The sequence below is a fragment of the Butyrivibrio sp. genome (assembly GCF_024699075.1).
Window position 1 is genome coordinate 1 of the sequence record NZ_JAILQF010000394.1, and the last position, 13,363, is coordinate 13,363.

Below are 13,363 nucleotides of genomic sequence, written 5' to 3' on the forward strand. Positions count from 1 at the left end.
ATGAATTTATGACCCGCAAAACATGAGCAAAGTAGCACGTAGTGCGGATTTGCGAATGTTTTAGGATTGTGAGAGTTTCGAAGAAACGGAACAATCCGTTAGTCATAAGGTGTCAAAAGGAACTTTTGACACCTACCTCATTAAAATGATATAAGCACCAAAATGAACTTTTGACATCTATATCATTAAAATAATTATTTGGTGAATTCAGGGGATAAGTGGTCATGTTTTTGTGGCCAAATGTATAATAATGTTTACTGATCTTGTCTGATTCTTTTAGGGAGGCAGTGGAAGTATGTATTATTATGTAGCTCAGAATAATTATGCCGGTGGTGACGGATCAAGAGAGCATCCGTTTAAAACTATTTCAGAGGCTTCCAGGGTAGCACTTCCCGGAGATGAGATAATCGTGTCTCCGGGTATTTACAGGGAAAGCGTTGATCCGCCAAGAGGAGGCGAAGAGGGTGAACCTATAATCTATAGGAGCAGTAGCCTTCTTGGAGCGGTGATTTCAGGTGCAGAGGTTGTCAAATCCTGGAAAAAAGAATCTGACAATGTCTGGACCTTAGAAGTTCCCAATTCTATATTTCCCGGACGAAATCCTTATAAAAATTTTGTAAAAGGAGACTGGTACGATGTTTCGTGCAAGGCTCATCTTGGTGATGTGTTTTTGAACGGAAGATCAATGTATGAGGTTTTCAGTTACAAAGAAGTTGAAAATCCCGTTATGCAAAAGACCTCATGGATGCCAGGAGATACTCTTTTTGTCTGGTACTGCGAGCAGTCAAGAGATGGGCTTTATACTATATTCAAGGCCAATTTCAGAGGCTATGATCCAAACGTTGAGAATGTTGAGATCAGCGTTAGATCTTCATGCTTTTATCCAAGCCATGAAGGAATAGGTTATATAACGCTCTCGGGATTTAAGATCTGCCAGGCCGCAACTAACTGGGCGCCGCCTACGGCCGTTCAGGAAGGAATGGTTGGACCTCACTGGTCTAAGGGCTGGATCATAGAAGATTGCGAGATATCTGAATCCAAATGTAGCGGAATATCACTTGGCAAGTACCTTCAGCCTGAAAATGACAATAAATGGTCTAAAACTTATATTAAAGACGGTACTCAGACTCAGCGAGATGCTGTATGTCAGGCAGTAAATGAAGGCTGGGACAAGGAGACTGTAGGATCTCATATAATCCGAAGATGCAATATTCATGACTGTGGTCAGGCAGGAATTGTCGGACATATGGGCGGTGTCTTTTCTCTTATCGAAGATAATCATATTCATCATATAAATTGCAAGAAGAATCTTGCAGGAGCTGAGATTGGTGGTATAAAGCTTCATGCGGCGATAGATACTGTGATAAGAAGAAACCGTTTTGATCATTGTACAAGGGGCTTATGGCTTGACTGGCAGGCACAAGGAACCAGGGTAACGCAAAACCTTTTCCATGATAATGTTCCGCCTGTTGGGACACAGATCAAAAGCGGCCTTGCACTTGGCGAAGATATATTTGTAGAAGTATCGCATGGCCCTACTCTTATTGACAACAATATTCTTTTGTCAGATATAGCCTGTAGGTTGTCAACACAGGGAATAGCGCTTGTTCATAATTTTATCGCAGGTTCTTTTTCCTATGTAGGAAGAGGCACGGATAATGGCGGAAGAGTATTTGCAACGCCAAGATACACGCCTTATCATGTCCCACATTCTACAATGATAGCCGGCTTTATGACTATTCTTCACGGTGATGCGAGATTCTGCAACAATGTCTTCGTGCAAAAGCCTGTCCGTGAAGACCTTATGATGCAGTTTGAGAATAAGAAAGTACCTTCTATGAGAATGTATGATCTTACCTGCGGAACCATTGCATATGATGATTATCCGCTTGCAGAAGAGTACTTTGCGCAGTTTAAGACAAGGCCTTCAGGCAGGGATGCATATTATGATCATCTACCGGTTTATTTTGAAGGCAATTATTATTTTAACGGAGCAGTAGCCTGTTCCAAAGAAAAGGATGCCTATGTGGATACGAGGCATCAGGTTATGTTCAGGGTGCTTGATCAGGGCAATGAATGCGTATTTACTACCAATGTTTTTGCTTTTCTTCCAAGAGGGGAAAAGAGGCTTCTGACAAGTAACGAGCTTGGAATGGCCTTTGAACCTGAGCAGAGATTTGAAAATACTGATGGCTCTGTTATCGTATTTGATACAGATATTATCGGTAATCACAGAAGTATAAGACCTACGGCAGGACCTTTTGAAGTACCTGCTGAAAGATATGTATTATTCAGGACAGGAAGTTACAGAAATCCTGTTCTTATAGAAGGTGTGCGTCCTGCAATACCTCAAAATGTTAAAGCGTCGGATTATAAAAACGCAGGTAACTTGGTTTTGGATAATGCAGTCTCAGATTATAAAGGCGTAGATAATACAGTCTCAGAAAATAAAGGCTCAGGCTATAATACCTCAGGTAATAAAGGCTCAGGCTATAATACCTCAGATAATAAAGCTTCAGGCAATAGTAATTCAGATAATAAAATATCATTTGATGAAGCTTTGGAAGATGCTTCTAACGAAGGAATTACTGATGTAGAAGATGGTGACATGTTCGAAAGTTCTGACGAGTCATCCCGTGACAGGAAGAAGAATCTTCACTGCCAGATAGCTCTTGTTGATTGCGAGAGCATATCTGTGACCAGCAAAGAGCAGGTAAGACAGGTTTCCGAGATATTCATAGAAGATAACACAGCCTGGGTTCATCTTGAAGGAGACAGTGGTATCACTGAAATTGACTGTGCTTATGGAATATGCCATTATATTCCTTCGTGGAGTATGGAAGCTGAAGATACTGTAAGCGTTCAAAGAAGTGATGGTACAATGGCGCTTGGAAGATGCATAGCAGCTCTTCTTCGCATCTACATTGACAAGGACTTGCAGGACCCTGATATTATGGAAGAGAGGGTAAGTGCAGCTGAAGGTCCTGTTCTTAATCATTATGGCATACAGCTTCGCTTTGCCAAGAGGCAGCTTAAGCTTGTAAAAAACAAGAAGTTCCTGACTTTGATGCAGGCAGCAGAGGCTGTAAGACGGGCATCAGGCGATGTTATTGTAGATGAGTTACAATAATGTAGTTAGGATTTATGAATGTTTGAGAATTGCAAGAGTTTTGCAGAAGCGGGGCAATTCAGGCCTTATATGACTAATATCATTTTATTATAAAAGATTGGAAGTTTTTTGTTATGTACTGGTATTTTGTAAGACATGGTGAGACTAACTGGAACAAGGAGAGACTCTTTCAGGGAGCTACAGATGTTCCTCTTGATGACAATGGAAGAAGGCAGGCTCTTGAAGCCGGAGTCAGACTTAAGAATAATGGAATAAGTATCAAAAAGGTATACTCAAGCCCACTTGACAGGGCAATAGAGACAGCAGAGCTTATTACAGGAATATCAAGAAGTGAGTTTACTATAGATGAGCGTATCAAGGAGATGTTTTTCGGCGAGCTTGAAGGCACGGATTATGACGTTGTCAAAGCAAGGGAAAAAGATCTTTTTGAAGAGCCTCAGAAATATGTCAACTGTAAACCTAAAAAGGGTGTAGAGACCTATGATAGTATAGTATCAAGAGCAGGGGACTTTATTTCTTCTCTCAAAAGTCAGGAGAAGAAGTTTGGTCCTGATGATAATGTTCTGATACAGACTCATGGAGCCTGCATGAGAGCTCTTCTTATAAATCTTAAAGGAATTGATCTTTCGGATTTTTGGAATATCAAAGTTGGGAACTGTCAGTTCTTTGGTTTTGAGTTTAAAGATGGAGTTTTATCAGAAAAAGATGTATCTTTTCTAAATGAATAAGCTATAGTAATTTGGATATATAAAATAACGGCATATAGCCGGTCAACGAGGCAGAAATGGCAAATACAAGCAGAAAATGGTATCAGCTGGATAATGCGGCTAAGATCATTCCGTCAACAGTCCAGGGAGCCAATACAAGAGTTTTCAGAATAAGTTGCGAACTTATGGATAGTGTTAATCCTGCAGTTTTACAGGAAGCACTTGATGAAGTAATAGAGGAATTTCCATATTTTAACAGTGTTCTAAGGAAAGGTGTATTCTGGTATTATCTTGAGCACAGAGATAATCTGCATCCTATAGTAGAGGAAGAGAACCTTCCTCCATGTTCTCAGATCTATTTCCCCGGAAGAAGGACGCTTTTATACAGGGTATTTTATTACAAAAAGCGCATAAATCTTGAGATGTTCCATGTTCTTGCAGATGGTACAGGCGCTCTTATATTCTTCAGAAAGCTTGTGACTGTTTATATCGCTAAAAGGTATAATCTTCATCTTTCAGACTGGAATGAAGAGACTTCTTCCAAAGAGGAAAAGGATGATGATGCTTTCAGTCACTTTTATCAGAAGGCGGCAGGTCTTAAACAGCTTAAATCTCTTTCCAGCAAAAAAGCTTATGCCCTTCATGGGGATTTTGATCCTGACAGGCAGCCGCATCTTATAGAAGGCTGCATATCTGTTAAGCAGTTCAAGGAACTTTCCAAAAAATACAATACCTCAGTAGGTATAATGGCAACTTCCATTTATATAGCTGCTGTAATAGAAGAGATGTCTGTCCGCGAAAGGAAAAGACCTATTGTTGTCAGCGTTCCCGTAAATCTGCGTCAGTATTTCCCTTCAGAGACAACGCGTAATTTCTATGGAACTATCACGATAGTATATGACCTTTTCAAGCAGGGCGAAGAGCTTCCTGAGATAATAGAATTTGTAAAGCAGTCATTTGCTGATCAGCTCTCGGAAGATAAGATAAGAATGACAATGAATTCTTATGCGGCTTTGGAGCACAATATAGCAGTAAAGGTTGTACCTTTGTTTATTAAAAATATAGCTGTACAGATGATCAACAGATTTGCCAAGAAGGGCGTGACAAGTACAATGTCCAACCTTGGTAATATTGAAATGCCTCCGGAAACTGCTATTTATATAGACAGATTTTCCTGCTTTATGACAGCAATCTCAGAGCAGATATGCGTTTCAAGCTTTAAAGACAAGATGGTATTTGGAGAAGTCAGCGCATATACCACGCATGAGATCATGCTTCATTTCTTCAGAAAGCTTGTGAAAATGGGCATTGACGTAGAAGTTACAAGCTCTGATCATAATGTTGATATCGATACAGTCCTTATCTGGGAAAAGAATCAGGGTAAGGAAGTTGAGTTCGAAAAAGTAAAAGATACAAATGGTGATATGGAAGGAGAACCTGTCTGATGCAATACTGTCCTAAATGTAAAGTTAAAGTTAGAGGATATAAGACAGAATGTCCGCTGTGTCAGGGCCGCCTTACAGGAACACCTGAAGACCCAGTATATCCTGTTCTTAAAAAGAGAGTATCAAGAGTATCTCTTGTTAAAATACTTACCTTTATCCTGGCCGTTATTTTTATAGTTATGTTATCAGCAAGATTTCTGCTTATACACGAACTTGGAAGAGATGATTTCTCATGGCCGGGAGTTGTAATGGCAATAAGCTTTATGGCCTGGATAGATATGGTAGTTGCCCTTATGCTAAGAGGTAATGTATTAAAGCTTGTAACCTTTGAAGCATATGCGGTCATGGTATTTTCCTATATTGCAAACCGTATTCTTGGTAACAGAGGCTGGGATATAGCCTGGATAATTCCTATAGTGCTTGTAGCTCTTCTTGTATTTACAATTGCAATAGGAATCGCAACCAAGGCTCATCTTGAAGACTATGTCAATTATCTGATCCTTGATTTTATAGTAGCCATGCTTCAGATAATACCTGTTATAAGCGAGACCAATGTATTTATGTGGCCGGCTGTGATCTGTTTTGCAATCTATCTTATACTTGCAGCAGCAATAATTTTGTTCAGATTCAGAGACTTGAAAAACGCTTCAGCTAAATTCTGGAATATGTAAGGGAGTGCAATGGCGCAAAAACAGCAGTCAAACAGTGAAAACTTAAAACGCGGTCTGGCATTTGCCTACCGCGTTGGCGATTATTTTGAAAATAGTGTTAGCGATATTATCGCAGGCACCCATTTAGGGGTTGCAAAGCTTGGTGATAATGAAGAACCTACGCCCCATACCTGGTACAGGGTAGATATCCCTGAGGGGATAACAGGAGACGGCTCAGAATATTATATATATATCAAAAAAGGCAGCTCTAAAAACCTCCTTATTTTCTTGTCAGGAGGGGGCGTTGCGTGGAATTCATATACGGCTGCAAGACCATCTAACGGCGGCAGTATAACCGCAGGAATGCCTAATTTCTATTGGAATAATCTAAGACCTTTTACCCAGATAATGAACATAAGGTCGGGAATCACAGAAGATATAAATCCCAGGAATAAATTTAAAAATTTCAGTCAGGTTATAATCACTTATGCAACAGGTGATCTTCATGTGGGCAATAACGATTTTGAATTCACGGATTCTGATGGGGAAAAGGATGTTCTTCATTTTCATGGATATAAAAATTTTAGAAGTGCCATGGAAGTTGCAAAAAGATTTTTTGACAAGCCAAAAAGACTTCTTATAGCAGGCGATAGCGCGGGAGCTTTTGCAGTTCCTGCTCTTGCAGGAGAGATATGTGATGATTATTACAATGACTGCAAGGATGTTACTATATTATCTGACAGTGGTCAGTTCCTCTATGAAGGCTGGCGCGATACTGCAAGAGATATATGGAAGGCTTCTGATGATCTGTGGCAGGCAATAGAGTCAGACAATATAACTGTTGACTGGTACAGAAGATTATATAATAAATATGGCGATAGGTTCAGATATCTGTATTCTACATCTACACATGATTATCTTTTGAGCGCGTATTATAACGATGTTGCCAATAAGGTATTTGCTTCGGATAAGGACATTCAGGCAGAATTCCATGAGCAGATGAAGATGATGTTATCACAGCTAAGGCAGATCAATCCTAAGTTTCATTTTTATCTTAACAACTTTAAGAACAAGATGGTCATGAAGAGCGGAATGAAGGGCGGAACAATCCATACAAACATAAGAAACCTGAACTTCCATATTCCAAACAGTGAAGGTGTATCTATGGAAAAATGGCTCTATGATGCTATGCATGATGATCTGTACGACAGTGGCATGAGCCTTATAGATACAAATATATAAAAGAATAAGAGTGGATTATTTATGAAAAGAAATTTTAAGATGACAATAAGATATGATGGTTCAAGATTCCAGGGCTGGGAATCACAGCCGGGCGTAGAGATGACTATCGAAGGCAAGATAGAGTCTGTTCTTGAGAGAATGCTCGAAGAAGAGAACAATGTGAACATAAAAGGAGCTCCTCTTGGCAAGGTGGAAGATGAATCAGAAGATGCCATTATAAATAAAATTCCTGTTAAAGTTATAGCTTCAGGCCGTACTGATGCGGGTGTTCATGCAATAGGACAGGTTGCAAATGTGCACCTTGATACTGAAATGAAGGCAGCAGATATTCAAAGCTATATGAACAGATATCTTCCTGATGATATAGCCATAGAAGATCTTAAAGATGCATCAGAAAGATTCCATGCAAGGTATAATGCCCTTGGCAAAACCTACAGGTATACCTGTTATTATGGAGACAGTAAGCCTGTATTTGACCGCAAGTATGTCACTGTACTTGATGAACAGCCTGACATTAAGAAGATGAGAGAGGGCGCTGAATATCTTATAGGTACACATGATTTTAAGAGCTTTTGTGCCAATCCCCGTATGAAGAAATCTACCGTAAGGTGCGTTGATTCTATAGATATCGAGAAGGAAGGTCCTTATATCAGAATGTATTTTCATGGTAATGGATTTCTTCAGAACATGGTCAGGATCCTTTCAGGTACACTTCTTGAAGTGGGATTTGGAAGAATCACTCCCCAAAAAGTGGGAGACATACTTGAAGCCAAAGACAGAAAACTGGCAGGACCTACAGCTAAGGCTCAGGGTCTGTGTCTTATTAAGGTTGATTATTAAAAAAATCATCCACTTTGCGAACGTATTGTGATATTATTATATATGAAATATCGTTACTATTCTGTACTGTTCCCAAGGAGAAATAACTAATGAATTCGGACAATATTCCGATAATAAAAGTGTACGGAATTATTATTCAGCTATTTTCGTATGTTCTGTGGCATCTATAAGAATTCCAATGATTGCAAACATGATAAGAACGCATTGATCACGAAATTATTTTTCATAAAAGAAAATCCAATATAAAAAGTTTTATTAAAAACCGGAAAGGGATATTTATGAGAGAGCGATATGAAACTCTGAAATTGCCTGATCTTCGTGCACTTGCTAAGATACGCGGTATTAAGTCAATTACATCTTTGAAAAAGTCAGAGATAATTGATGCTATGGTTGAGCTTGATGAAAAAGAAGCTTTAGAAAAGAGCAAAGAGGCAGCTAATGCAGTGCGCAAAGCTCCTGAAGCTGAAAACTCTAAAAATGAAGTCACTGAACCTGTAGTCTCTGAACCAGATACTTCTAAAGGTAAGACTTCTGAAGCTAAGACTTCTGAAGCTAAGGCTGATAAAGAAGCTCATGACTTTGGACCACAGTCCAAAGGATCCATAAAAAAAGATGTTCAAAAAAACGATAATGCATCTGAAAAGGATAAAGAAGGAACAGCCGCAAAGAAGCATACAGCTGATGCGGATTCTTCTGATGACCACCGTGATGCACATGCCAAGAAGCATGATAACAGGAAGCAATTTTCTAAGGATCAAAGACAGGATCATAAGGATAAGTCTGCTGATCCTTCCAAGGAAGAAAATGAGCAGTCCCAGGAAGTAAACGGAGTTGCTGCTTCAGGTATTCTTGAAGTAATGCCTGATGGTTTTGGCTTTATAAGATGCGAGAACTATCTTCCCGGTGATAATGATGTATACGTAGCTCCTGGTATCATAAGAAAGCTTGGACTTAGAACCGGTGATATTCTTGAAGGTATAGCAAGAGAGAAATCCGGTAATGATAAGTTTGGAGCTTTGATCAAGCTTAATCTTGTTAATGGTTATCTTCCTGAGATGGCAGCTACAAGGACCAGCTTCCAGAAGATGACACCTATTTTCCCAAATGAAAAACTGACTCTTGAGCGTGAAGGCGGAAGTATTGCCATGCGTATCATGGATCTTATATGTCCTATAGGTAAGGGACAGCGTGGTATGATCGTGTCACCACCTAAGGCTGGTAAGACGACCCTGCTTAAAGATGTAGCCAAGTCAATCCAGAAGAATTATCCTAAGATTCACCTTATAATCCTTCTTATTGATGAGCGTCCTGAAGAAGTTACAGATATCAAGGAGTCAATAACAGGAGAAAATGCAGAAGTTATTTATTCCACATTTGATGAACTTCCTGAGCATCATACAAGAGTTGCCGAGATGACTATTGAAAGGGCAAGAAGGCTTGTTGAACACAAGAAGGACGTTATGATCCTTATCGACTCTATAACAAGACTTACAAGAGCCTATAACCAGGTTGTACCGCCGTCAGGACGTACATTATCAGGTGGTCTTGATCCGGCAGCTCTACACATGCCTAAGAGATTCTTTGGTGCAGCAAGAAATATGAGAGAGGGCGGAAGCCTTACAATTCTTGCAACAGCTCTTATTGAAACCGGATCCAAGATGGATGATGTTGTATACGAAGAATTTAAGGGAACAGGTAACATGGAAATGATCCTTGATAGAAAGCTTCAGGAAAGAAGGATATTCCCTGCTATCAATATTCCCAAATCTTCTACAAGAAGAGAAGATCTACTTCTTATGCCTGACGAACTTGAATCCGTTAATCACATGCGCAAAGGCTTTAACGGCATAAAAGCTGATAATGCAGTAGATCAGGTTATCAATCTGTTCTCACATACTCGTAATAATCACGAGTTTGTAAAGATGATCCAGAGACAGATGCTATAAAAAAATATTAATATATTAGCTAAATGAACTTGACAATCATTCTCAAAATCGGTATTGTAAAGACGGTCGGATAATTATTATCTGGCCGTCATTTTTCATCCTGTGTTAGCAATTGCTAATTAGCTATAGCTAACATAGCGTGAATACTAGACTATAGATACTTATGAGCCTTCGTGCTTATGAATTATCTTGTGATTACTAATGGGAGGAGCTATGTCGGAAAAAGAGATTGTTTACTATGGGGCACCTACTCTTGCCGGTCTTAAGACAGGCAATCTTATTTCCTGCGCCTATGAGTCTAAGCAAAAGACAATGGAAGAGATAAGAGCTCTTAATGATGAACTTGTTCCAAAAGGAATATGTCTTTATCCGCTTCGCTTTCACAAAGGAAGAGTACTTCTTTATATTTTCAGACCGTCTTTTCTCCAGAGAGATTTAATGGATAGCAGAGTATGGGAGATCCTTGATGCTGCAGGATATGCAGGCAAGGAATATACCTCTTGTATGATGGAGCTTATAAGAAGGCTTAGAAGCTGCGATTCTGGTCAGATTTTCCCTCATGAGATAGGTCTTTTTCTAAGTTATCCTCCGGAAGATGTAAAGGGCTTTATAGAGAATCCTGATGGCTGTAAATGTGTCGGAACCTGGAAAGTATATGGTGACGAGCAGGCTGCCAGAAAGAGATTTGAGTCCTTTAACAAATGTACTGATATCTATTGCAAGGAATGGAACAGGGGTACTAAGCTTTCCAAACTCGCAGTTAAGATATAAAAAAACATATTATTTAATTTTAAATAATGAAAGGAGACATAAGGTTATGTCAAAAGTAGCAGTAGTTTATTGGAGTGGTACAGGTAACACAGCAGCTATGGCGCAGGCTGTTTCAGACGGCGCAACAGAAAAGGGAGCAGAGGTTAATATTGTTCCTGCAGGCCAGTTTTCAGAAGGCGATGTTGCAGCATATGATGCAATTGCATTTGGTTGCCCTGCAATGGGCGCAGAACAGCTCGAAGAAAGTGAATTCGAGCCTATGTTCGAAAGTGTTAAGGGTTCTCTTTCAGGCAAGAAGATCGCACTGTTTGGTTCTTACGGATGGGGCGATGGCGAATGGATGCGCCTGTGGGAAGCTGATGCAAAGGCAGCTGGAGCAAATCTCGCAACAGATAGCGTAATGGCCAATAATGCTCCTGATGATGATGCAATCGCAGCTTGCAAAAACCTTGGTGCAGCACTTGCGTAACCGTTTAAAGCTTTCATATCTTTTTTGGAGCCCGGTAAGAAGTCTTCATTTTAATGAAGATTATCTGCAATGTAACTAGTTTTTAACCAACAAAAGAAAATGCCGCGTAGGAGTTATTCCTATGCGGCATTTTCAGTATATAGGTATTGAAGTTAAAAATGGCAAAAAAATAAAGCCTTTCGGCTGTTCTTTTGGGAGGAGGGGCCGCTCGGCGGGGAACCGAACGACCCGGTATGAAAAAAGTTTTATTGGGGGAGTCAGAAGTATTTTTAAAAACACTTCCGATAAATTTATGATATATGACTAGTGTGAACAAAATATGAACAAACTGTAAATATAAAATGAAAACGAACGTTATAATATTTTTAAAGCATTCGAAATAATGATAATTGTATAAAAATTCAAATTGAACGATGGTCATTTGTAGTACAATTCGTTTCAAATATAGGCGATATTCCTTGGCCTGGCAGATAATTAATAGTTAAAAGTTTACTGCTTTAATGCAGTTATTGGCGCTTTCGCCTAATGTTTCGTGACTATTACAAAAGAAAATTATTATATTTTTACAAAAATGTTTTTTGGGTGTATATTCCAATGATATAACAGAATAATTTTGCAGTCCATCTTTTCTTTGTGGCATATAGTGGTGTGTGATATAATAATGAAATAAATAAAATAATTTAAAAAGAGATATCATCAGAAAGGAAGAACATTAAATCATGAAGAATATTCTTTTTGTTGCATCTGAAGGAGTTCCTTTCATTAAAACAGGTGGTTTGGCAGACGTTGTAGGGTCTCTCCCTCGCGATATAGATCGCAGATATTTTGACGTCAGAATTGTGATGCCCAAGTATGCATGTATGGCCAAAGAGATGGCAGACAAGCTTGAGTATGTGACAAATTTCTATATGGATTTTCATTGGAAAAGAGAATATGTAGGTATTTTTAAGGCTGAAGTTAATGGTATTATCTATTACTTTATTGATAACGAGTATTATTTCAACGGTATCAAGCCTTATGGAGATGATGTTAAATTCGAAATTGAGAAGTTCGCATTTTTCTCCAAGGCAGCTCTTTCTATTTTACCTGTAGTTGAGTTCCATCCTGATATCGTACATTGTCATGACTGGCAGACAGGACTTGTCCCTGTTTATCTTAAAGAGCGTTTTCAGGCTAATGAGTTCTATCGTAGCATGAAGACTATCATGACTATTCACAACCTTAAATTCCAGGGCAGATGGGACAAGAAGGTAGTCAAGGACCTTACAGGACTTCCGGACTATTTCTTCACTCCTGACAAGCTTGAAATGTTTGGTGATGCTGACCTTTTAAAGGGCGGTATTGTGTATGCTGATGCTATTACTACAGTATCAGAAACATATGCAGAAGAAATAAAGACAGAATTTTATGGAGAAGGTCTTAACGGACTTCTTAAATCAAGGGAGAATGATCTTCGAGGTATCGTAAATGGTATCGATTATGAAGAGTTCAATCCTTCAACTGATAAATATATCGATTATAAGTATGACGCCATCAATTTCCGTAAGGAGAAGATCCGCAATAAGCGTGCGCTTCAGAAGGAACTTGGACTTGCACAGGATGACAAGATCATGATGATCGGTGTTGTTTCAAGACTTACTGATCAGAAGGGATTTGATCTTATCAGCTGTGTAATGGATGAGATGTGTCAGGATGCGGTTCAGTTCGTAATACTTGGAACAGGTACAGAACAGTATGAGAATATGTTCCGTCACTTTGCATGGAAGTATGGTGATAAGGTTTCTGCCAATATCTATTATTCAGAAGCTCTTTCTCATAAGATTTATGCAGCAAGTGATGCCTTCCTTATGCCTTCACTCTTTGAGCCATGTGGACTTTCACAGCTTATGTCTCTTCGTTATGGAACGCTTCCTATTGTACGTGAGACAGGAGGACTTAAAGACACTGTTCAGCCTTATAATAAGTTTGAAAGTACAGGAACAGGCTTTTCATTTACCAATTATAATGCGCATGAGATGATGCAGACAGTAAGAACTGCAGAGGCTCTGTATTATGATAATAAGCGTGAATGGAACAAGATGATAGACAGAGCTATGGCTGTAGACTTCAGCTGGAAGGTTTCTGCTAATAAGTATCAGGAGATGTACGACTGGCTCAGGCCAT

10 protein-coding genes are annotated in these 13,363 nt (G+C 39.3%); all 10 read left to right on the plus strand.

Going from position 1 to position 13,363, the window contains the following annotated elements:
• Positions 1-295: 295 nt before the first annotated feature.
• On the plus strand, positions 296-3,130 hold the full coding sequence (locus tag K6G87_RS15840) for a right-handed parallel beta-helix repeat-containing protein (RefSeq protein WP_330669899.1): 2,835 nt from the start codon (positions 296-298) through the stop codon (positions 3,128-3,130).
• Between the two features lie 113 nt (positions 3,131-3,243).
• Positions 3,244-3,858 (plus strand): histidine phosphatase family protein, encoded by a 615-nt coding sequence (locus K6G87_RS15845; protein WP_296839418.1) that lies wholly within the window; start codon positions 3,244-3,246, stop codon positions 3,856-3,858.
• A gap of 56 nt (positions 3,859-3,914) precedes the next feature.
• Positions 3,915-5,282 (plus strand): hypothetical protein, encoded by a 1,368-nt coding sequence (locus tag K6G87_RS15850; protein ID WP_296839421.1) that lies wholly within the window; start codon positions 3,915-3,917, stop codon positions 5,280-5,282.
• Positions 5,282-5,953: a DUF6320 domain-containing protein gene (locus K6G87_RS15855; protein WP_296839424.1), complete on the plus strand. Its 672-nt coding sequence runs from the start codon at positions 5,282-5,284 to the stop codon at positions 5,951-5,953. Before K6G87_RS15850 ends, K6G87_RS15855 begins: the two co-directional genes overlap by 1 nt.
• A 9-nt stretch (positions 5,954-5,962) precedes the next feature.
• Entirely contained in the window at positions 5,963-7,174 is a 1,212-nt protein-coding gene (locus K6G87_RS15860) for a pectin acetylesterase-family hydrolase (protein WP_296839426.1), read from the plus strand.
• Between the two features lie 21 nt (positions 7,175-7,195).
• Complete coding sequence (gene truA, locus K6G87_RS15865; RefSeq protein WP_296839429.1) at positions 7,196-8,014, plus strand: tRNA pseudouridine(38-40) synthase TruA; 819 nt, start codon at positions 7,196-7,198, stop codon at positions 8,012-8,014.
• A gap of 278 nt (positions 8,015-8,292) precedes the next feature.
• Positions 8,293-9,960, plus strand: coding sequence for a transcription termination factor Rho (gene rho / locus K6G87_RS15870; protein ID WP_296839432.1), 1,668 nt, complete (start codon positions 8,293-8,295; stop codon positions 9,958-9,960).
• 213 nt (positions 9,961-10,173) lie between these two features.
• Positions 10,174-10,731, plus strand: coding sequence for a DUF3793 family protein (locus K6G87_RS15875; RefSeq protein WP_296839435.1), 558 nt, complete (start codon positions 10,174-10,176; stop codon positions 10,729-10,731).
• A 46-nt stretch (positions 10,732-10,777) separates the two neighbouring features.
• Positions 10,778-11,200, plus strand: coding sequence for a flavodoxin (locus K6G87_RS15880; RefSeq protein WP_296839438.1), 423 nt, complete (start codon positions 10,778-10,780; stop codon positions 11,198-11,200).
• 719 nt (positions 11,201-11,919) lie between these two features.
• A partial coding sequence (glgA, locus tag K6G87_RS15885; RefSeq protein WP_296839441.1) for a glycogen synthase GlgA occupies positions 11,920-13,363 on the plus strand: 1,444 nt, incomplete at its 3' end.

Excerpts from the sequence above, each read along its gene's own strand:
- K6G87_RS15840 (WP_330669899.1), top strand. The coding sequence starts at position 296 with ATGTATTATTATGTAGCTCAGAATAATTATGCCGGTGGTGACGGATCA.
- K6G87_RS15845 (WP_296839418.1), top strand. The coding sequence starts at position 3,244 with ATGTACTGGTATTTTGTAAGACATGGTGAGACTAACTGGAACAAGGAG.
- K6G87_RS15850 (WP_296839421.1), top strand. The coding sequence starts at position 3,915 with ATGGCAAATACAAGCAGAAAATGGTATCAGCTGGATAATGCGGCTAAG.
- K6G87_RS15855 (WP_296839424.1), top strand. The coding sequence starts at position 5,282 with ATGCAATACTGTCCTAAATGTAAAGTTAAAGTTAGAGGATATAAGACA.
- K6G87_RS15860 (WP_296839426.1), top strand. The coding sequence starts at position 5,963 with ATGGCGCAAAAACAGCAGTCAAACAGTGAAAACTTAAAACGCGGTCTG.
- truA (WP_296839429.1), top strand. The coding sequence starts at position 7,196 with ATGAAAAGAAATTTTAAGATGACAATAAGATATGATGGTTCAAGATTC.
- rho (WP_296839432.1), top strand. The coding sequence starts at position 8,293 with ATGAGAGAGCGATATGAAACTCTGAAATTGCCTGATCTTCGTGCACTT.
- K6G87_RS15875 (WP_296839435.1), top strand. The coding sequence starts at position 10,174 with ATGTCGGAAAAAGAGATTGTTTACTATGGGGCACCTACTCTTGCCGGT.
- K6G87_RS15880 (WP_296839438.1), top strand. The coding sequence starts at position 10,778 with ATGTCAAAAGTAGCAGTAGTTTATTGGAGTGGTACAGGTAACACAGCA.